Raw genomic sequence first — 21,630 nt, 5'->3', positions numbered from 1 at the left:
ATGAGTGCATACATAAAAACCCGCAGCGATGCGGGTTTTTTTGATCTGACTTTCAACGTCTGGCGGCAATACGGCATTGCTTGATGGCAATGCATTACCGAGTGGACTTATCAGTATTTAAAACGCGTGGTAAACATAAACTGATCGCCGTACCACTCGTTAACACGGTAGGCTGCACCGAGTGAGAATAGCTCCGTGGCATGGAATCGCCCGTAGGCAGATCCAAAGGTATCTTCCTCATCATCCACTGTTAGCAGGCCGATTTCGCCGCCAACTTCAACTTGTGGGCCAAGCCACTGACGCACGCCTAGGTTGACCTCTAAGCCGACATCACTATCAAAGTTGTCTTTGTTGACGCCACGCGCGAGTAGCTCACCGGTTAAGTCTGCCCAGTTGTTAATCGGCGCATGAAAGCCAATCCCAGCAGCCGTGTCCCAATCGGAATCAAATTCGGTATCCGCTTCTACGCGTACGTGCGCGTTGGGATGGATAGACATGCTAAATCCTGCACCATAGGTGAGTGGGCTAACACCGATGCGTCCTTCCAGATAGTCGTAACTGAAGTTACTCATGGTGGTGAGGTTGGCGTCTTCTTCATTGGCCACGGCGCTGAATGAAGCCAAAGCGACAATCGCGCTGGCTAAAAGAGATTTACGCATTATCAATTCCACTTGTTATTGGTGTTCAAATCATTCTATAAGACGATTGCGCGCAGAAACAAGCACATCCGCCCGTGAGTCAGGCTTTTTTACCGATTTTTGACCTATCGGGGTGTACGAACTGGTTTGGGGACTACTCTGCGCCCATATCCCATTTGTTGCGGTTGATAGCTTCTACAATCCTAGGGGTGTTCAGTACACTGGTCCACGGCAATAAATTGGCTTCGTGCGCGATGACATAGCTGGTGAGCTGATCGGTGACGACACTGACCAAGGTCTCTTTTTGCCAAGGCTTGGCAAGGTAATAGTGTAAACTGGCGTGATTAACAGCAGAGACCGTATCTTCCAAGCCTGCTTGGCCGGTCAGTAACACTTTGCGCGTCGACGCTGTCTCTGGCTGATTGGCTAACTCAATCAAAAACTCCACCCCGAGCTCGCCGGGCATAATATGATCACACAGAATCAATGCCAGCTTGGTACCTTCTGTGGCCATGTCCGCAATCACTTCTCGTGCTTCTGCGACTGACTCTGCCGCTTCCACCTCGAAGTGATCGGTAAAGCCTTGCAAGTCATCGATCACGCTATCGAGCACATCACGCTCATCATCGACACATAGGACTAAGTATTGGCTCATCGTTGGGGCTCCTTACTGGCAGAGGCGGGGAGTTCAATAGGTAACGTCACTGTCATTGTGGTACCGACAGCTGGCTGCGAGTGTACCTGAATATCGCCCCCTTGCTCATGGATAATGGTTTGGCACATGGTCAGGCCAATACCTAGACCAAAATGACCTTCGCGTTTGGTGGTGTAATTTAACGCAAACATTTTTGCTTGCTGCTCAGGGGTCATGCCTATACCGGTATCACTGACCGACACTTCTATCGTGCCAGAGGCTTGGTCATTGAGTGTTTTTACTGTCACTGTCAGTGTGCCTGGCGTTTGCATCGCATCTAAGGCATTGGCAATGAGGTTTGTCCATACCTGCGCTAAGGCCGAGGGCTGAGCAATAATATCGGGCACCCAGTCGTAGCGTTTTTCCAATTGATGAGGCTTGAGTCGATGCTCAAATAAGGTAAGGGTATCATCAATGTTTTCAACAATACGGGTGCGTTGGCGTTGTTCGCTGTCTTGACGGGCATAGGTGCGTAAGCTTTTGACGAGATCGGCAATACGCGCCGCGCAGACATGATTAGAGCGCAATAACCGCCCACAGCGGGCGTATTGCTTCCAGGTAGCAAGTTCGTGATTAAAGGCCTCACCCAGACGTTGTTGCCATTCTTTGATGTTTTCAGGCTGATACAACCCAATGTTGACTAAATCGCGCGCGATCCGTTTATCCCCGGTGAGGTCGCTTAGGGTACGGGTATAGGTTCGAGCCGTGGCGGTTGATAATGGGGAACTCTCGCGGTTTGTCTGTAAAAGCGACAGAGCTTGTTCGCGGCTGGCTGAGGTCAACGGAGTTTTTGCCACTTCCTCTAGGGCGTCTGCAAGTGCGTCACTGTTGCGTAAAATCGCTGACACTGGATTATTGAGTTCGTGAGCGACGCCCGCCACGAGTTGCCCCAGTAGTGCCATCTTTTCTTTTTCTAATAATTGGCGGTTGGCCTCGTCCAGTGAGGCGAGCGTTTGCTGCAGCTGGATTTCGGTATCGATACTGCGCTTTAAGCGTTGGTTAAAGTGCAGCAACAGGTATTGAATAAACAAGGGCAACAACTCAGAGCGGCTGGTCATTATTTTACTAAATAATGCATGATCGATTTTGATCACCTGCGTCCGAGTGAGAGTGCGACCCGTGGAGAAAGAAACGTCTCCCGTCACGAACGACATACTGCCAATCAAACTGCCGGAAGACAGGGTGGAGACATGATGCTCTTGCCCTTCGTCATCCGTTTTATACAGCCCAACGTCGCCATCGGTGATAAACCACAAAAATGCATTATCTTGATTTTCTTTGGTAAGCACATGGTTGGCACTGTAGGTGCGGCACGCGCGACTCTCATCATTGCCTTCAAAAAACGCATATAAACCGGCGATAACGCGATCAGCAATGGCCGCTTTGTCGGTCTCGCCTGGCGCTAACAATTGCGCTTGAAACTGGCTTATCTCGCGCTCAACTTGAGCATCTAATAAGGTGCGGTGATCTAACACTTCGGTATAACGCAGCAAATCATGTTGGCAATAGCGCAACACGTAGGTAGTGAGTTCTTTTTCGGCAACACGCTGCATCTCCTCGGCTCGCCAAGGCTTGTGCATACAATAATTAAGTCGGCCTTCATTCACCGCCTGCAAAATAATATCGTATTGCGGTGCCTCACTGAGCAAAACAGTCCGTGCGCCTTGACTGGCAGAGTGGTTGTCGACATTGACTAATAGATCGATACCGCGATTATCGTTCGGCCCGTTATGGCAGATCAGTAATGCCACCTGTTGCTCGTTAGCCTTAAAGTCGTCGAGCATGGCATAAGCGTCGTCTGGGGTCTCTGCACTGCAAAGATCAAACACATCACGAAACGGCGCAAGGTCGTGAGACAACTGCTCTACCACGAAAGGGTCTTGGTCAATGCACAATATAACGTAGGGATTCATACACTCTGTCGATCTATTGCAAATATGCTTTGATTGTATGCATTTATCCGCGGCAATGATGCGAAATGGTCGACATTCACGAATAAATACACCGTATTCTGCATGGCGGTACTGTGATACACGCCCTTGCCTCATTAGTGAGAAAGTTCCTTCTTATTATTCATTGTCTATTGACCTGTGCGATGGCTTCCATAACAGTTTGCCTTCACAGTATAACGCGTTATCTTCAGCGCCTAATTTTAGTTACACTATGATTTTTCGCATGCCTGAGGCAAAGAAAACATGTTTTTAGGAAAGTATGGTGCCATCGCAGGTGGCCTTGCGATTGTTGCGTGTTGGCCGTTTGCGACTGGCCAAATCGCACAGTCGATGTATGAGCGCGAAGTCGATCAGCGCTCAACGCCAGAATTCACGCTTGAGCAGCAGACCTACGATCGCGGGTATTTAAGCTCGCAGGCGGTCACACATCTCTCATTTCAGGGTGAAACCAAAGCGATGCTTGCGCAGTCGGGCTTACCCGTTAGCTACGAAATCGCCTCAGAGATCTCCCATGGCGTGGTTGGCGTCTCGTCAAGCAACACGTTAGTGATGACGCCTGAGCTACAAGCGATCACCCAAAAAGCGTGGCCAGGTAACCCAACCCCAGTTCGTTTAGAGCTAGATACCTTGATGACAGGGGCATCCGATTATCACTTTACCGTCGCACCTTTTTCGCTATCAGAGGCGAGCAGTAACCTGACCGCGAGTGAGTTAAGCCTACAAGGCGAGATCGACCGCAAAGGACATGTGAACGCCACCTTTTCTTTACCCGCGCTGGCCTTCAACGACGATAGTGGGCAGCAACTGAAAGTGGATAGCGTGTCGGGGTCAGGAAGCGGCTATTTGCAAGATGGTCTGTGGATTGGTGAACAGTCTTTATCGCTCGAGCAAGCGCACTTCAGTGATGTGAGCGGTCAATCGTTAAAGCTGGGCGACGTCAAGCTTGAGATAGGGAACAAGTTGATTACGTCTGAGTCAACGTCAACCCGCGAGCTAAATAACACCAACCAACTGACGGTGGGAACGATTGCGTTACCGAACAACACGCAGTGGCGTAACTTGGTAGTGGCACTCGATGCCAATCACCTTGATTACAGTGCCATGTCCCAAATCGCGTTACTCTCGTCGCAGTGGCAAGAAGGTGGCGCGCCAGTGAGTATGGAGGCCTTTGATCAAGCTTTGGTGCAATTGTTGCAGTCGGGGTTATCGATTGATTTGTCGCCCGCCAGCTTAACAGTGCCAGAAGGGGATATCAGTGTCGACATGCACGTCGATGTAAAAGGCAGTGAGCCAACTGGCGTGTTTAATTTGCAGCAACTGGTCAATCAGGTAAGCGGCGATCTTGATGTTTCGGTACCCAATGGGGTGCTGACACAGTCACCGTGGCAAGCAAAAGTACAGGATCTGACCAAAGCGGGTTTTGTCACACAAACAGATAAAAATACTGTGCTGTCTGCCAAAATTGAGGGAAACCAAATCATCACCTCTGATGGCTCTGCCGTACCGCTGGTACAGTTTGTCATGTTTATGCTGATGTAAATGCCGCACGGGCACTGACTTGAGACGTCGGTGCCCTTAGTTATCCATCACAATAAAAGCGAACGATGATGCAGTCCTTGCCTGAACTTAAGGCCAAAAAATACAAAACGGTGAGAGAAGAGACCGTCATAGGGTTACGTGCCGTGGCATTTATGAAGCATGCAACGCTATGGCGTGTCGTTTGACCGCAGCGGTCTCAAACATTGCGAGGCGTTGATTAAACGGCTGGTTTACGATGGTTCCTATTATATTTTTAACCCACATGTAGAAGAAAAGAGTGACAACGTCACTTTAAAGACGCGGTGGCTGTCGCGAGATTGAGAGCAGGTGATAGACATGTCTCAGTGCGAGCATTATTGGTCTGGCGTCACATATGTCACATACGTCACTTTCGCTGGGATCTCATGCTGTTGAAAAAACTGTAGCCAGCGTGTTTGGTGAGGCTGTAGCGTATCGCCTGGCCCCTTTACTTCCACCCATTGGTAGGATGCGCCTCTGCACATAAACAAGTCTGGATGGCCGCGGCGGTTATGGCGACGGTCGAACAAAATACGTTGAAAACAGGCGCGAAGCTGTGTGTCTGTAAGCATGACTAACGCAGCCTCAAGCAGCGGCCACTCTATCACCGACCAATTTACCCACGCGTTAGTGATGCCGTGCTTTTGCTGATAGTGTTGCGCCACCCAATCGCGTGCTCGATCAATCTCGGCGAGGCGCTTATCAATCACTGTCTGTCGTTTAGCGACAAAGTCGTCGCTGTGGAGATCGCGCGGCCCACGTTGAAAAGGGTTAAGAAAGGCGCCACGGACCGGCAAAAACAAAACATCCCAAAAAAACAGCCCAAACAACGCGTTAAGCAAGCTGTTCTCGCTGAACCATACATCCCAGCCTTGCTGACGATAATAATCAGCAACCTCATTTTCGACGCGCTGATTCAGCGGTAAAGCTAACGTCTCGGTGGGTAATGTAGCCGGTTTAGCACGCGCTGAGGGAACCAAGCGGCCGAGTGCGCGAACCGGTTTTTGTTTCGCCAAGCGATAAGCGACGTCAAGCTCTTCCTCATCGTGTGGGGCTTGGAGCATGGTTGCGATGATCGTTGCAGCCGCTTTAATGTCACCTTGCTTTATCAAGATACGTGCGCGTCGTTCTTGGCTGGGTGGCTGAGTGGTGGTTTGATACAGCGACAATGCGGTCGATAAATCATCCTGGCGCTCAAATTCGCGTGCAATGCGATTAACCAAGCGCTGCCGCTTGCGCTCGAGCGGTGCCCAGTCAAAAGGGGCTGGCAAACAGGGTGCTAACGCCAAGACTTCTTTAGGTTGCTTGTTTTTGCGCGCTTGCCACACGATCTCGTTTAATGCGGATAAGTGCAGCCAGTCATTTATTTGGGACCGATGCTCAAATAAGCGATCGGCTTGCCGAATGGGATAGGGCTCAAAGTGTTGGATACCCAGCTCGGCCACCACGAACTGGCTCAAATCCTGGCGTGAATTGCCAAAATACAGCAGGCTTAATACCGGTAAGATGTCTGGCTGGTGGCAGACCACCAACGCATAAGGGCTGTTGAGTGTATTGCCGTAGAGAGCCTCTATCGCCTGCTGCCAATGGCTTTTAGGCGCACTTTTGGCGAGCCCTGTATCAGGAAAAGCCGCCATAAGTTGTGTTTTGGTGAGTAATTTGAATACCACCTCTGCAGGGGCAGTATGGGTAAGACTAATAAACTGATGTTCAGCCAAGGTGTCGAGCAGCGGCGGCGTTTCACCCAGCTCATCGTAGTGCAGCGAGCCGGCCAAAAACCAGTCGTGACGGCGCATCAGTAAACGCACCAGCAAACACTGTGCTTTGAAGCTAAGCTGTTGAAAGGTCGTCAGCCAATGTCGTTCTTTGTGCGTGAGAAGATCCCAGTCACGTTCGCAGACTAAATCCATCAAGTTTTGAAAGTTATGATGGTAATAATAGGGACTAAGAGGGTCTGGCTGCGTCATTCTTTTCCTTATCTTTCATCAGGACACGTGCATTCAGGAGCCGCCGCATGAAACGGATTATCGCTGTACTATTGTCAGTCTTTAGCGGATTAGTGTCGAGCTATGCCTTGGCTGAGAATGAAACTACGTTCTCCACCGAGCAAGGGATCGCTGGGGTTGCATGCATTATTAGCGATCCAGCCGGACGGCTCTTGCTAGTGAAAGACACAGTGACCGGACGGTATGGTTTGCCCGGTGGGCGGGTTAACTTGGCCGAATCACCGAGTAGAGCGCTAGCGCGTGAAGTGTTTGAAGAAACGGCTATTCGCGTCACGGTCGGTAATGTCTATCATCAAGATGAGCGTGGTGTGTTATTTGCCTGTCAAAGCCAGGCACCATTGCCCGTTGTCTCTACGGCGGAGGGAGTGGGTCTTTTGCCGGCTTGGCGCGCGCCCCATTTTGCCTCTGAAGTCGAGCAAGCACGGCTGGTACCGCGCGCCCATGCGCAAGATTATCGCTATCGTTTTCGCGACCGTCGTGATCTTTTGTGGTCGCTAGCGGCGAGAACGCCAAGCAGCGATGTCAGTGCCTTGGCCGATTTTAGTGCCTTAGCGCCTGTGTTTTATGTCAGTCAATATCGATGGGTCGCGGGGATACAAACCGCGGTACAGCAAATGAGCGAGGCGGCGAGCTCGACCGTGACCGCGGTATTTAGATTGGTCAATACGCTGGGCGAGACCGCTTTTTACATTGCACTGCTGCCGCTATTTTTGGTCTTTCGTGGCCATAAATCCGCATTATCACTTCTCTTTTTGTTAATAAGCGCGGCGGCAGTGTCGACGACGCTAAAAAGTGGCTTTGCCATGCCAAGGCCGTTTTATTTGTGGCCAGAGTTACAAATCGGCCAGGCAAGCGGCTTTACGGTACCCAGTGGTCACACCTTACTCGCAGCGGCTGTCATGACCGCTTGGTATCTAAAACGTCGGGTCACACACCCACCTGCTTATAGTGCGCTCGCCATGACGCTGTTGGTGATAGTGCTTATGGGGCTGAACCGCATGTATCTCGGTGTGCACTTTGCCAGTGATGTAGTGATCGGGGCGCTAGTAGGAAGCAGCGTTGCCTGGGCGACTGTCAAGCTTGATGCGGTAACGGTGGGTAATGAACGGCCCATGCTAACGACAGGCAGAATCTGGTTCTTAGCGTGCCTTATCATGGCGCTGTTGGCGCTGGCGCTTAAATTACCCAATTTGGTGTATCTGTCAGCGTTAGCAGCGGGTGTCTATACCGGTCAGGTTTGGCATAAGCTCTTTCCTAGCCATAAACCGGCCAGCCAGCTCAATGGCAAACTGTTAACGCTGGCGTGGATTTTTTTCGGTATCGCCGCCATTATTGGCACCGCCTGGGGAGTGGCACAGCTGACAGGCCTAAGCTGGATTGTGCTTATTGTCGTGTCAATGGCGGCATGGAGTTTGGGCCCTTGGGTACTGATTGCCAGCCCAGAGCTTGCTAAATGGTCGGGTAAGCGGCTAGGTTGGCGCGAGTGGTGATAAGGATTTGCTAGGTGATCGCTTTGGCTGTGCCAAGAGTTAAGGTAAAGTGACAGTACAACAAAAATTGCACCAGGCATGGTGAGATAGCGCACAGGAACAGCAATGATACCGGCAATCCATCCAGAGGCGGGCCTGTCGTCCGCCGTTGTTGATTTTATCACCGCTTTGCAAACAGCAGGTTTTCAAGGCGACATTGAATCGACCTATGCGAGCCGCCTTGCGGTGGCCACTGATAACAGTGTTTATCAGGCCTTACCACAAGCCGTCCTCTTTCCCGCATCAGTTGATGATCTTCAGCTCATTGGTCAGACCGTCCAAGCCCCAGCTTTTAGTGAGATTAAGTTTTCTCCCCGTGGTGGCGGCACTGGCACCAATGGCCAGTCGTTGACCCAGCATGTGGTGGTGGATGTGTCGCGTCATATGCAACAGGTGCTGGAAGTGAACCCGGAGCAAGGCTGGGTACGTGTGCAAGCAGGCGTGGTTAAAGATCAACTCAATGATGTCTTGCGCCCGTATGGTTACTTTTTCTCACCTGACTTATCGACCAGTAATCGTGCCACGATTGGCGGGATGATCAATACCGATGCCTCCGGTCAAGGCTCGCTACGTTACGGCAAGACCTCCGATCATGTACTGGGTTTAAAAGCAGTGCTCGTGGATGGTAGCGTCCTCGATACACAGCCTCTCAATGCGGATCAGCTTCAGCAAGCGATGTCGCGCGATGATCTCAGTGGCCGGGCGCTGCAAACGGTGTCCTCAGTCTGTCGTGAGCACCGTGACTTGATTACCGAGACCTTTCCACCGTTAAATCGCTTTTTAACCGGGTATGATCTTAAACATGTTTATGATGACACACTCACAGCCTTCGACATTGGTCGCGTGCTGTGTGGCGCTGAAGGGTCCTTAGCGTTTATTGCCGAAGCCAAGCTAAATATCACCCCGATCCCGACTGTGCGTACCTTGGTAAATATTAAATACGACAGCTTTGACTCAGCATTGCGTAATGCACCGATGATGGTAGACGCTAATGCCTTGTCGGTTGAAACCATTGATGCCAAAGTGCTTGATTTAGCGCGTAATGACATTGTTTGGCATACGGTGAGTGATCTGTTGCAAGCGGTGCCCGGCAAAACCATGCACGGCATTAATATGGTGGAGTTTGCGGGGAATGATCCGGGTGAGATAGAGCAGCAGATTACGGCACTTTGTCAGCAACTGGATAGCTTGATTGCTCACAAGCAAAAAGGGGTGATTGGCTATCAGATTTGTCGGGATCTCGCGTCAATCAACAAAATTTACGCGATGCGTAAAAAGGCGGTCGGACTGCTGGGTGCCACAAAAGGTAAAGCCAAGCCCGTTGCCTTTGCCGAAGATACCTGTGTACCGCCTGAACACCTTGCTGACTTTATCAGTGAATTTCGGGCATTGCTCGATAGCCACCATTTGCACTATGGCATGTTTGGTCATGTCGATGCGGGGGTACTGCATGTGCGTCCAGCGCTGGATTTGTGTGACCCTGACCAAGAACGCGTAATGAAAACCCTCTCTGACCAAGTGGTTGCTTTGGTTGCCAAGTATGGCGGCTTGATGTGGGGAGAGCATGGTAAAGGGTATCGTTCGGAGTACGGCCCAGCGTTTTTTGATGAGACCTTGTTTGCGCAGCTTCGCCATATCAAGGCGGCATTTGATCCGCAAAATCGAATGAACCCAGGAAAGATTTGTACGCCGATTAATAGCCAAGATGCCTTGGTGAAGGTTGATGATACCAAGCGTGGCTTTTATGACCGCCAAATTCCGGTAGAAGTGCGTGATAGCTTTAAAGGGGCAATGGAGTGTAATGGCAACGGGCTGTGCTTTAACTATGACACCGCCTCACCCATGTGTCCTTCGATGAAGGTCAGTTATGACCGTCGCCATTCGCCAAAAGGTCGCGCTGGGATCGTGCGGGAATGGTTGCGTTTACTGTCTGAGCAAGGTGTCGACCCCTTGGCGGTTGAGCAGGCATTGATGACCCAGTCGCCGTCAGTCCGTGAAGTGATGGCCAAATTCGGACGCTATTTTACTCGCCGCAGAGAAGCAGATGATTTTAGCCATGAAGTCATGGAAGCCATGAGCGGTTGCTTGGCGTGTAAGGCTTGTGCTAGTCAGTGTCCGATCAAAGTGGATGTGCCGAGTTTCCGCTCGCGCTTTATGCAGCTCTATTACAGCCGCTATCCGCGCCCGGTGAAAGACCACTTAGTGGCGAACATTGAAACCTTGCTCCCGCTGATGGCCAAAGCACCAAAATGGGTGAATGCAGCGACTCAGCCTCAATGGGCCCAAGGGCTCACTGCGAAGCTAATTGGCTACACAGACACACCGGCGTTGTCGGTGCCGACGCTGGCTCAGTCTCTAGCGGGCGATCATGCGCTTAAGTTTGACTTAGCATGGCTGCAGGCTCTATCCGCGCAAGAGCGTGAGCACTATGTGTTGATCGTGCAGGACCCTTTTACCAGTTTTTATGAAGCGCCCCTGATTCACGATTTGATCAAACTGGCGCGACAACTCGGGAAGGTGCCCATGCTGGTACCCTTTAAACCCAACGGGAAAGCCCAGCATGTAAAAGGTTTCCTCCGTCGTTTCGCCCAGACGGCGCGTAACACCGCTGGCTTTTTAAACCAGCTGGCGGCGTTGAATATTCCCATGGTGGGCGTTGATCCGGCGCTGGTGCTTTGTTATCGCGATGAGTATCAAGAAGCGCTAGGTAAGCACCGAGGTAACTTTAATGTGATGCTGAGTCATGAGTGGCTGAGCAGTGTTGTGCCTGACATGCCGGTCGTGACGAGCCGTGATGCTGACCCCTGGTATCTGTTCGGCCACTGTACCGAGAAAACACAGTTGCCTCATGCTGAGCAACAATGGGTGGCTTTATTTGCGCACTTTGGTGCGACGCTTAAACCGATTTCTGTCGGTTGTTGTGGTATGGCGGGCACTTATGGCCATGAAGCAGACAAACGTGAAACGTCAGCTGCGATCTATGATTTAAGTTGGTCGCCACAGTTGGCCAACCTACCTAGCGAGAGAGTGCTCGCAACCGGTTACTCGTGCCGTAGCCAAGTGAAGCGGTTTAGTGAGACGCAGTTACAACATCCTTTGCAAATCTTGTTGCGGCTAGCGTGTACGCGAATTGATCGTGCGCGTGTTGATAACGTATCACTATAAAGCTTGCATCTGGGTGGCTTTGTCATACAGTAAAATAAAGAGCTGAAAGCTAAGGTAAAACAAATGCTTAAAACGATTGTTATCATCTTGCTGGTTTTACTCGGGATTACGGCAGCCCAGTACTTGGACGAGGGGACGCAAAAGAAAATTGCGTGGGTGATCGGAGCCATCGCCGGTGTCCTGGCGCTTGGTGTGATTGGTGTTGAGCTTTTCCGTTAGTGGTGGCGTATCCGACGCGCCATGAGTACGATGATACCGTAACGCCAACAAACTCGCCGCGCTCGTAGTGAAACGCTCGTAGTGAAACGCCCGTAGTAAGATGCCCGCAACGGGGTGTACCACGACGGGCGTTTTTTATTTCATCCTTTTAAATCAGGCGCCTATGCGCGTTTTCCACGCTGGTTATTGCCTCGCCCTTTGTTATTTGGCCGACGTATATCGGGTTGTTTGGGGTGCTTAGTGGCAAAGCGCTGGGTGCCATGGCGGCCTGAGCGGCGCTGCCGGCCTGTTTTTTCGGGGGCATCTTCTTTCGGGATCAGGCACTTGGGCCCGTTACCAATCAAATGCTGTTTCCCCATACGTACCAAGGCTTCACGGATCAGTGGCCAGTTAGCGGGATCATGGTAACGCAGTAGCGCCTTGTGTAAGCGTCGCTGGCGCTCTCCTTTTGCCACTGTCAGTGTTTCGCGCTTTTTATAGCGTACCCGCTTCAGTGGGTTGGTTTCTGAATGGTACATGGCAGTCGCATTACACATGGGTGATGGGTAAAAGTTTTGCACTTGGTCGCACTCAAAGGCATTCTCTTTCAGCCAGCATGCCAGATGCACCATATCTTCATCCGTACACCCTGGATGCGCGGCAATGAAGTAGGGGATCAAATACTGTTTTTTGCCCGCTTCTTTACTGTATTTTTCAAATAGAGCCTTGAAGCGATCATACGCACCCATACCGGGCTTCATCATTAAATCCAGCGTATTTTTCTCAGTATGTTCTGGGGCGATTTTTAAATAGCCACCGACATGGTGAGTGACCAACTCTTTCACATATTCCGGTGACTCAATCGCCAGATCGTACCGCACTCCCGAGGCAATCAGGACTTTTTTGATTCCCTCTACCTGGCGTGCTTTACGGTAAAGATCAATGGTATGGCGATGATCGGTATTGAGCTTGTCACAAATCTTTGGAAATACACAAGAGGGGCGACGACAGTTACGCTCTGCTTTAGGATCGGCACAGCCGAGTCGATACATATTAGCGGTTGGGCCACCCAAGTCTGAAATCGTGCCAGTAAAGCCAGGCACTTTATCGCGAATATCATTGAGCTCTTCAATGATCGACGCTTGTGAGCGGTTTTGGATGATCCGCCCTTCGTGCTCGGTAATTGAACAAAATGAACAACCGCCGAAACAGCCACGCATAATGTTCACCGAGGTTTTAATCATATCGTAGGCAGGGATCTTGGCTGTACCGTACTTTGGATGAGGTACTCGCGCATAGGGGAGGCCAAACACATAGTCCATTTCTTCAGTGGTGAGCGGCACCGGAGGCGGATTAATCCAAAGGAGTTGATCGCCATGCTGCTGACCCAACGCCCGCGCGGAGTAGGGGTTGGCTTCCAAATGCATCACCCGGCTTACATGGGCATACAAAATCCGATCGTTTTTGAGTTTTTCAAACGAGGGCAGGCGAACAAAGGTGTTTTTTGCATCATGCCTAGAAGGGCGAATGGTGATTGGTTTCGCGGCATCCGGCTCTGCTTTTTTGCTGGTTTCGCATTGGGTTTCTGTTGCATAGGGGTTGGGCATGGTCATGCTCTTTCCCGGTTTATCAATGCGGGTGGAATCGACTTCTGCCATACCTTCGGGCGGTGTTTTCATCATCACTGCGGTGCCCGCGATGCGAGTCATATCGGCTAAGGTGTCACCGCGAGATAAACGATGTGCCACTTCTATTAAGGCGCGTTCTGCGTTGCCAAATAGCAATATGTCTGCTTTCGCGTCACATAACACAGAGCGACGGACTTTGTCTGACCAATAGTCGTAGTGTGCTAAACGGCGCAAGCTGGCCTCTATCCCGCCCAGTACGATCGGCGTTTGCTTATACGCCTCTCGACAACGTTGAGAATAGACCAAAACCGCACGATCAGGGCGTTTACCTCCCTCGTTATTGGGCGTATAGGCATCATCATGGCGCAGTTTTCGGTCTGCGGTGTAGCGGTTGATCATCGAGTCCATGTTGCCAGCCGTCACGCCAAAGAATAGGTTAGGCTCGCCTAATGCCATAAAATCATCTTTATTGTGCCAGTTAGGCTGCGAGATGATGCCAACACGAAACCCTTGTGCTTCCAATGTGCGGCCAATCACCGCCATGCCAAAGCTAGGATGATCGACATAGGCATCACCGGTTACGATGATGATATCGCAGCTATCCCAACCTAAGATATCCATCTCTTCACGGCTGGTGGGCAAAAAAGGCGCGGGGCCAAAGCAGGCCGCCCAATAAGGGGTGTAATCGTATATAGCAGTCGGTGTCACGTTATGGTCTCTTGGTCAGCCCATTGCAATGAGGACAGGCGATTCAACGATACGCGCATCGTGCGCCAGGGCGGGCGATAAATTAGCCAGCGATTTTAGCGATAATCCTGCATCGAGTATAGGGGTAAATCTGGGGAAAGGTGGCTCAGGATGTCATAGAAGGCTTGGCAGACGGATTGTGTTGTTGCACATAATCAATGAAGGCGCGATCGGCGAGGGACAAGTAGCCCTGTTTACGCCAGGCAATCGCAATATCGAGCTTGATCGGTTGTGTAAAGGGGATCCCGACAATCCCCCTTTCATGTTCGGTGACCATATCGAGCAGTGCACTGATCGCAAACCCATGACGGACGATATTCAAAATCATCGCCAGTAAATTGGTTTCTAATGAAAGTTTGGGGGTTATTGCATGCGTATCGCAGACCTGGTCAAGGTAATCACGGTGGAAGTATCCCGGACGGAACATGATCAACTCATGGTCGAAAAAGGTGTGGTAATCGAGCGTATGATGTGTGGCGAGCGTATGATCGGTCGCGACAACGGCGACCATCTGCGAGGAAATCAAATGCGTGGTTTCTAACGAATCGGGCACCTCTCTATCGTTAATCACGGCGAGATCCAGCTCACCGTCGAGCAGCATTTGCCGCAGGGAGTGAGTGCCAGCCTCTACCACCGTGAGTTTTAGCGCGGGATAGCGACGGCGGAACCCCATCAGCAACTCAGGAAAAAAATAAGATCCGAGCATACCCGGTACACCGATACGTACCTCGCCTTTTTGCAACCCTTTAAGCTCATCCATGGCTGTGGCTGCATCTTGCATTTGCTGTACGACGCGATAGGCATGCTGCAGTAATACTTGCCCTTCTTGCGTAAGCTGAATGTGCTTTTCATTACGAATAAAAATCGGCATACCCAATTGATTCTCAAGCTTTTTAATCGCAATACTGAGCGCTGGTTGCGCGATATGCAGACGCTGGGCGGCGAGCGTAAAGCTTTTAGTCTCAGCGACAGCAATCACCTGGCGGAGCTGTTTGACGTCCATGACTATAAATGAAATATATGAAGAGGATATATTTAATATATTTTATTAATTATAAAGCGGTTGTTAGCATGATCACATCTTAGCCCACTGGTGAGGTTTTCATGATAGAGCTTGGCTCACCACGTTACCGACTGACGGCGTTTGCGCTCGCGTTCGGCTCGTTTTTGATTTTTTGTAACCTTTACTTGTTTCAACCTATGCTACCTGTCTTTGCCGCGGCCGATGGGATCAGTGAAACACGGGCGAACTGGCTACTTGCGGCCACCACTTTAGGTCTTTCTTTTTCACTGGTGCCTTGGGCCGTGCTGTCGGAGCGAATTGGTCGGCGCCCCGTGATGCTGGTGAGCCTTTGGATGCTTCCCGTGATAGGCCTTATGATCGCCAGCACCTCTTCTTTTTGGATCATCGTCGGTTTACGGGCTTTAGTCGGCATTGCGCTGGGTGGGTTTGCCGCGGTCGCGGTCGCGTATATGGCAGAAGAATTCTCACCGGAGGCGCTGGCAATTGCCGTGGGTAGCTATATCAGTGCTAACTCACTGGGGGGGATCTCGGGGCGTGTATTCGGTGGGATGATGACAGATTGGTGGGGCTGGCATGGCGCGGTGATGGCGATGGCCGTACTCTCCTTGGTAGGTGTGGCCATCGTGAGTAAACTTTTGCCTCGTCAGCGTTATTTTTCGCCTGGCAATACCTCCTTACTGACCCATTCTCGCGGGGTACTCACGCATCTTCGCACACCCAAATTGTGGATGGCGATGCTGATTGGCGGTGTCAACTTTGCATTATTCGTGAATTTGTTTTCGGTGATGGCGTTTCGCTTGGTGGCTGCGCCTTACCAATTGCCAGTCAGTTTGGTGTCTTCGGTGTTTGTTTGTTACCTCGCCGGCACGGTGACATCACGATTGAGCGGGCGCTGGGTGCTGCACTTTGGCGCGATCAAAGGCATGGCTTTTGGAACAGGGGTGGCCATGCTGGGGGTTTTAGTGACCTTGAGCAGTCAGGTGCTTTGGATGGTGGTGGGGTTATTAATTGTAAGCGGTGGCGCGTTCTTTACTCACTCACTCGCTTATGGATGGGTAAGCCGTCAAGCCGCGCAGGGTAAAGCAACGGCAACAGCCTTATATCTGGTGCATTATTATATTGGTGGTAGTCTCGGTGGGTTTTATCTTATCGCAGCTTGGCAACACTTTGCATGGCCTGGCGTGGTGATCGCGGCCCTAGTGCTTATCACGATTTTATTGGGACTGGTATTTGGCCTTTCTCGTGTCATGCGCCGACGTCGCGAAAGCCAGCGCCAAACGTCTGTTGTGGCATCCTAAGCGTTAACTCGGCGCGGAGAAAAAGGCGTTGCCCAACGCCCATCCAAGAGAGCGTCTCGCGATGACTGTACTTTCTCCTGCCTGTCTCTGATTGTCTTTTTGCGACCGAATGCTTCGCTAAAGCGATGTTTCGGTGGGCATATCGATATTGTCACGGCTGACAGAGTTTCTGGCGTCAAACCCCGTCTGTTTGCCTGGCTGGTAAGTACGTATGCAATTTCGCCCTTCGGCTTTTGCTTGGTAGAGAGCACTGTCGGCGCGCTCTATCAAGGATGAAAGCGTATCGCCTGGTTGTAGCGTGGAAAGGCCTATCGACGCGGTGACTTTCAACGGAGTACGGCTTTCATCAATATAGACATCCATCTCTCTAATTTCACCCAGCAAACGCTCGGCGACTTGTGCGGTGATGTCGCCATTACATTTAGGGAGGAAGACAATAAATTCCTCGCCACCAAAGCGACCGAAAATATCTGCCTTTCTCAAACGCTCTTGTACGGTGCGAGTAAATGATTGCAAGACCACATCGCCTGCGTAGTGACCCCACTTGTCATTAATGCGCTTGAACTTATCCAAATCGAGCAGCAAGACGGAGAATGGCGAGTGCCTCTCTTCACTAACGGCCAGAGCGCGCATGGCCAGCTGTAATAGCATTCGGCGGTTATAGATACCGGTTAATGGGTCCAGCGTCGCCTGCCGGTAAAGGCGCAAAATCATGTGGAGTTGAGAAAGCTGTGACCATACCACCATGAACGCAATAACGGTTTGTAGCCAATACGAAGCAATATTATCCGGACTGGTCATGGTGCCACTGAATGAATCAACCCATAAGTGGCAAATCAGGGTAATCGACATCAAGAGTATGCTTTCCCGCATTGTGAGCGGGAAGATGGTCAGCATGACAATCTGAATAATGGGCAGCAAGGTGTAGCTGTAAGAGAATGCCGCGTTGTCGGTGGGAAAGCCTAAAGTGTGGCTGGCGGATAAATAAAAGGCGTTGGTAACAAGCACCATGGCGACCAAGCCAAGTTTCGCTGATTTGAGATTATTAGCGCGATTGACCGCGTAACCAATGGTAATAAGCATACCCGCTAACAAAAGGCGTTGTAGCGAGAGCTGCGCCGCGGCCGCTTTGTCAGCGAGGAACAAAAAATCAGCGGGTGACCATGCAATGGTCAGGGCGGCCCATACATAACACAACACGCACAAGCGGCTGCGCAGATAAGTGCTGCGTGTATTATTAAAGCTGTTTGCGTGCTTTTTAGCACTCCACAGCTCAAGGAACGATATTTGCAGCTTGTAGATAATATGGCCTAAGGTTTCACTCATCATTGCACCCATTGTTGTTCCCGCCTGTGCAAAGGTTCCAGTTGCGTCCGCCGCTTTGGTATTATCCTACTGCGCGGTCATGTTATTTTTTTCTGTCATAAAGGTTGGTATAAGCGTGCAAACATGCCAGTTTGTTGTTTGTTTTGACTGTGTTTCTTGCATTCAATGTGATCTAGCCAACTTTTTAATGCAATGAAACGAATAATTGACCATTTTTTATTGAGATACGTAAGGTGCTTTTCACTATGTATACGTTACTTGCTCCTGCGGTTGCCTCGGCAATTCTAGGGGCACAGCTGGTGCTCTCACTGGCGCTATTGAAAGGAGAAATATGCCCAGGCCAGCGGGGCCGATTCCATCGTGCTTTCTGGGTGCCTGTTTTTGCGTGGTTGATCTTAGTTCCATTTACGTTGTTCGCCAGTTTACCCTTTTTGTTGTTAGGGATTTTTGCGTTTCGATCAAAAACAGGCAAAACACGTCACTCCGGTCCCATTCCTTTGCTTCATGTCGCAAATTTATTGGGTTTTGTTGCATGGATTGTCATACTTGCCACGCACGGTGGCGGGATGCTGATGATGGGAGCCTTGCAACTAGTGATTCTTGGGGCGAGCCTTGGCCATAGTTTGTTAGTGCGTGCGCGCTCGCGATTGCAAGCTTTTGATCGTTTGCTCCCTGTGAGCAGTGTATTAGCCTTTATGGGCGTGATGATGATGGCCGCGCTGTTGTCAGCGGTTAGCCCATCGGCAACGAGTGACATCAATGCCATTATGGCTGGTGCAGGCCTAGGTTTGCTTGGGGTGGCCGCACAGATTTGGCACCTGCTTAAACAAACATCGCCTGTGTTTTGGCGCGTGAGTGTTGGCTTTGGATTTATGCTGTTGGCCAATATCAGTTTGACACGGCTTGTCATTGCTTGATTGGGCAGTTTTTCGTCTAGGATCTATACTCAAAGTGCGTGAATTCAGTGCAAGGAGAGGGTATGGATATCCACAATATCAGCCGATTAGATGGTGCTATCTTCTATGGCATTGTGAATGAAAGACTGCGTCTAGAGTGTGATAGTTTGGAAGCACTGATGGCGCATTTAGACCTCGACCACGATCAGTTGCAAAGTAAATTTGATGATATTGGTTGTGAGTACGACCCACTCACCAACCAATTAAAGCTTAAATAACGTCTAGGCTGCGACTCACTGCACACAGTGAGTCGCATTTCTTGCCGCCTTTTGACAGACCCGCGACACGTCCTGCCATTTTGTTAAAAATTTGATCGTTTATTAGTCTGCCCACTACGCTTATAGAGGGAGAGAGTCAGTGAACCTTCTGTTTTATCACGTGGATTATTCTTTATAAGGACGACACTGATGCCGCGAAGAGCATGGAGCGTAATTGTATTAACCGCACTGATCGGTGTGGGATTTGCAGCCTTAACCGCCCATTTATTGTATCAAAAAGAGCAAGAGGCGATTCGTAAGGAGCTGCATAAAGACGTGAATAATGCCGCAATGGCGTTGGCGCGCGAGGTCAACCTTGGCCTTGAACTGCTCTACGCGGTCAAGAATCATTTTGACGCGGGTCACCGACTGGACGCGCGTAATTTTCAGCCGCTGACATCCGGTGTACTGAAACGCCACCCAAGCTTTAAGTCGATAGAGTGGGTGGATATCGTGATGCACCATCAGCGTCGGCATTATGTTCAGGGAATGGAAGAGAGGGGTGACCCGTCGTCAGGGTTTAATATTGTCGAACTAAGCCCAAACAATCAGCTGATCCCTGCTAAGCGGCGTGACATGTATTTTCCGCTGAGATTCACCTCTGGCGAGAACAGCGAAGCGTCTGTTATTGGTTACGATCTTGGTTCCACGCCAGTCACCCGTCAGGCATTGAAAACCAGCTTTAATACCGGCGTGCCTGTCGCCACCCCTGCTACCACTATCGAGCGCGCCTATGGCAATGTACGCGGCTTTTTGTTGATCATGCCTATCTTATTAGATCCAGAGCAGCTGGGTGGAGAAGACACGCGAGATTTACGCGGGTTTCTGGTGGCGGTGATTGATGTGAATACCTTGGTTAATTTGGCGATAGACACCGTCATTAATGATGGGATTAATTATACCCTGATTGATGCGACCGACCCGAGTCATCGCCAAGTACTTCATACGCAGCGGGTGGAATTGGCACAAATGAAAGACTCACTGGCGCAACAGCCCGCCAAGCCTATTTTCTTCGCGGGTCGCGAGTGGGAACTTATTGGCTATCCGACCGTCAGCTACATGCAGGCAAGGCAAAGCTGGGTGCCGTTGTGGACGTTTCTCATTGGCAGTGGCATATTTTTGGTGATTTGCTACCTGCTTTATCGCCTGCAGTCTCGCGCCTACAGTGTTCAGGTACAAGTTGATCAAAAAACACACGCATTGAAAGAAGCCAATAGTCGACTGGAGTCGATGACCAAGTGTGATGGGTTGACGGGATTACATAATCGCACTCAGTTTGAGCAGGAGCTCGAACGTGAGATCCAGCGTGCACTTCGTGATGAAGCGCCTTTGAGCCTGATGGTGGTAGAGATCCAACACCTGTCTAATTACAACAACCAGTATGGACGCATTGCTGGTGATCAGTTGATCCGACAAATTGCACAGGTACTGGATGAGATGCTTAAACGGCCCGGTGATTTGGTATGTCGGTTTACCGGTAGCCAGTTTGTTGCCATCTTGCCGCGCACAGAAGGCGCAGAGCGATTGGCTGATGAGTGTGTAAAAGCGGTGAAACGATTAAAGGTAGAGTTTGAAGGAGAGCCGGAAGATCGGGTCAGGGTATTTGTTGGCGGGGTAACGGTCAGCGATCAAAAAGAAATGACTGCCTCGCGATTACATGCTTATGGTGAAATTGGCTTGACCCGTGCGAAAGCGGACAATGATACTGGGTGGCACTGGATGGAAATCAGCGCGCCAGTGCAGGACAATAAAAGCATTGACCCTTAAAAAACCAGAGCGGTACAGACGCACCGCCCTTACGTGCTTCTAAGGTATAAACGCTGACGCGAGGTTAGTACTCTTCACCTTTATTGAAGCGGGAATCAACTACAGGGCTTTTGAGTAGGGGATCTTCCTCAGTGTTTTGCGTGTTAGCCGCGGTGAATAATAACGTATGCGTCTCGTTACTGAGCATAAGATGATTATCACGTATTGTTGCATCACTCCATTGGCTTAGAACCTGACTCATGGTTTGTTCGAGTTCCATCGCACTGGACGAACACGCCATCTTAGTACTGGCCATTGGCGCCACTTTGAAGCGATTACTATTCAGTTCAGCGTTACCAAAATAACGGTTACAGCCACTAAAGCCGCTGACACCCATGTCCTTATTAATGGTAAGCGTTGGGGTTCCTTCCGCACTGATAGCCTGTTGATCGACCATGGTCAGTTGCCATTGCTGGGCAACGCCAGAGCTTGTCACGCTGCCATCGTCACCGCCGGCATACTGGCCGTTACTACAAGCGGTCACCCCGGCAGTGAGCATGACTGCCATCAACACGTGTTTTTTCATAATGACTCCTTAGTCACTAACAGTGGGTTTCAATTCAAGCGTAGCCAAGTTAGTAACAAGTATGCCAATAAAAATGTGAGTTTATGTCAAGCCAATGTCTTTTATGTTGGGCGATAAAAAACGCCCCCGGTAGAGGGGGCAAGATATACCATCGCGTGTCTTATTATTATTGAAATCTTGTCTTGGTGGTGTTTATTGCACCAGCACAATTCACTGAGCGAGTATGGCTGACGCCACGGTTGGTTAGTCGCAGGAAATCAACTAATGAGATTACCAAATAAAAATGACAGTTTAGTTTCACTCAGAAGACGAGATAACGAAGG

At 50.5% G+C, this 21,630-nt stretch carries 16 protein-coding genes; 8 read left to right on the top strand and 8 right to left on the bottom strand.

Annotation, left to right across the window (positions count from 1 at the left end):
• Positions 1-110: 110 nt before the first annotated feature.
• The 3 genes from EHW56_RS02325 to EHW56_RS02315 form a co-directional block, all read right to left on the bottom strand.
• The gene (locus tag EHW56_RS02325; RefSeq protein WP_046073060.1) at positions 111-659 is read right to left on the bottom strand and encodes a hypothetical protein; all 549 of its coding nucleotides are present in this window, start codon (positions 657-659) and stop codon (positions 111-113) included.
• Positions 660-792: 133 nt separating this feature from the next.
• On the bottom strand, positions 793-1,293 hold the full coding sequence (locus EHW56_RS02320) for a response regulator (protein WP_152799153.1): 501 nt from the start codon (positions 1,291-1,293) through the stop codon (positions 793-795).
• Positions 1,290-3,245 carry an ATP-binding protein gene (locus EHW56_RS02315; RefSeq protein ID WP_172969960.1) on the bottom strand — a complete coding sequence of 652 codons (1,956 nt, stop codon included), beginning with the start codon at positions 3,243-3,245 and terminating at the stop codon, positions 1,290-1,292. Before EHW56_RS02315 ends, EHW56_RS02320 begins: the two co-directional genes overlap by 4 nt.
• 282 nt (positions 3,246-3,527) lie before the next feature.
• Between EHW56_RS02315 and EHW56_RS02310 the strand changes: the two genes are divergently transcribed.
• Positions 3,528-4,823, top strand: coding sequence for a DUF945 family protein (locus EHW56_RS02310; RefSeq protein WP_152799149.1), 1,296 nt, complete (start codon positions 3,528-3,530; stop codon positions 4,821-4,823).
• Positions 4,824-5,176: 353 nt separating this feature from the next.
• On the opposite strand, the gene EHW56_RS02305 is transcribed toward EHW56_RS02310, so the two are convergent.
• Entirely contained in the window at positions 5,177-6,808 is a 1,632-nt protein-coding gene (locus tag EHW56_RS02305; protein ID WP_152799147.1) for a VRR-NUC domain-containing protein, read from the bottom strand.
• A 47-nt stretch (positions 6,809-6,855) separates the two neighbouring features.
• Between EHW56_RS02305 and EHW56_RS02300 the strand changes: the two genes are divergently transcribed.
• The 3 genes from EHW56_RS02300 to EHW56_RS15280 all read left to right on the top strand — a co-directional run bounded on the left by EHW56_RS02300 (position 6,856) and on the right by EHW56_RS15280 (position 11,760).
• A complete protein-coding gene (locus EHW56_RS02300; protein WP_152799144.1) occupies positions 6,856-8,337 on the top strand; it encodes a phosphatase PAP2 family protein in 1,482 nt (493 codons plus the stop codon).
• Between the two features lie 105 nt (positions 8,338-8,442).
• Positions 8,443-11,541: an FAD-binding and (Fe-S)-binding domain-containing protein gene (locus EHW56_RS02295; protein WP_152799141.1), complete on the top strand. Its 3,099-nt coding sequence runs from the start codon at positions 8,443-8,445 to the stop codon at positions 11,539-11,541.
• Positions 11,542-11,604: 63 nt separating this feature from the next.
• Positions 11,605-11,760, top strand: a complete 156-nt coding sequence (locus EHW56_RS15280; protein ID WP_156146643.1) for a hypothetical protein — start codon at positions 11,605-11,607, stop codon at positions 11,758-11,760.
• Positions 11,761-11,921: 161 nt separating this feature from the next.
• On the opposite strand, the gene EHW56_RS02290 is transcribed toward EHW56_RS15280, so the two are convergent.
• Both EHW56_RS02290 and EHW56_RS02285 read right to left on the bottom strand, forming a co-directional pair.
• Positions 11,922-14,075, bottom strand: coding sequence for a YgiQ family radical SAM protein (locus tag EHW56_RS02290; RefSeq protein ID WP_172969959.1), 2,154 nt, complete (start codon positions 14,073-14,075; stop codon positions 11,922-11,924).
• A 145-nt stretch (positions 14,076-14,220) separates the two neighbouring features.
• Positions 14,221-15,117, bottom strand: a complete 897-nt coding sequence (locus EHW56_RS02285) for a LysR family transcriptional regulator (protein WP_152799138.1) — start codon at positions 15,115-15,117, stop codon at positions 14,221-14,223.
• 101 nt (positions 15,118-15,218) lie between these two features.
• Here EHW56_RS02285 and EHW56_RS02280 point away from each other — a divergent pair, with 101 nt between their 5' ends.
• A complete protein-coding gene (locus tag EHW56_RS02280) occupies positions 15,219-16,436 on the top strand; it encodes an MFS transporter (RefSeq protein WP_077667092.1) in 1,218 nt (405 codons plus the stop codon).
• Between the two features lie 117 nt (positions 16,437-16,553).
• On the opposite strand, the gene EHW56_RS02275 is transcribed toward EHW56_RS02280, so the two are convergent.
• Positions 16,554-17,774, bottom strand: a complete 1,221-nt coding sequence (locus tag EHW56_RS02275; protein WP_152799135.1) for a GGDEF domain-containing protein — start codon at positions 17,772-17,774, stop codon at positions 16,554-16,556.
• Between the two features lie 233 nt (positions 17,775-18,007).
• On the opposite strand from EHW56_RS02275, the gene EHW56_RS02270 reads away from it, so the two are divergent.
• The 3 genes from EHW56_RS02270 to EHW56_RS02260 all read left to right on the top strand — a co-directional run bounded on the left by EHW56_RS02270 (position 18,008) and on the right by EHW56_RS02260 (position 20,742).
• Positions 18,008-18,679, top strand: a complete 672-nt coding sequence (locus tag EHW56_RS02270) for a hypothetical protein (protein WP_077579048.1) — start codon at positions 18,008-18,010, stop codon at positions 18,677-18,679.
• Between the two features lie 62 nt (positions 18,680-18,741).
• On the top strand, positions 18,742-18,936 hold the full coding sequence (locus tag EHW56_RS02265; RefSeq protein ID WP_046073071.1) for a DUF4250 domain-containing protein: 195 nt from the start codon (positions 18,742-18,744) through the stop codon (positions 18,934-18,936).
• A gap of 189 nt (positions 18,937-19,125) precedes the next feature.
• The gene (locus tag EHW56_RS02260) at positions 19,126-20,742 is read left to right on the top strand and encodes a diguanylate cyclase domain-containing protein (RefSeq protein ID WP_046073072.1); all 1,617 of its coding nucleotides are present in this window, start codon (positions 19,126-19,128) and stop codon (positions 20,740-20,742) included.
• Between the two features lie 64 nt (positions 20,743-20,806).
• Here the strand turns inward: EHW56_RS02260 and EHW56_RS02255 are convergent, their stop codons facing one another.
• Complete coding sequence (locus tag EHW56_RS02255; RefSeq protein ID WP_152795539.1) at positions 20,807-21,307, bottom strand: META domain-containing protein; 501 nt, start codon at positions 21,305-21,307, stop codon at positions 20,807-20,809.
• Positions 21,308-21,630 lie beyond the last annotated feature (323 nt).

Origin of the sequence: Salinivibrio sp. VGrn1, from assembly GCF_009377995.1 — a bacterium.
In the GTDB taxonomy this organism is placed as follows: Bacteria; Pseudomonadota; Gammaproteobacteria; order Enterobacterales; family Vibrionaceae; genus Salinivibrio; species Salinivibrio siamensis.
Note: the sequence above shows the minus strand (reverse complement) of the source record. Positions and strands in the feature narration are given on the sequence as shown.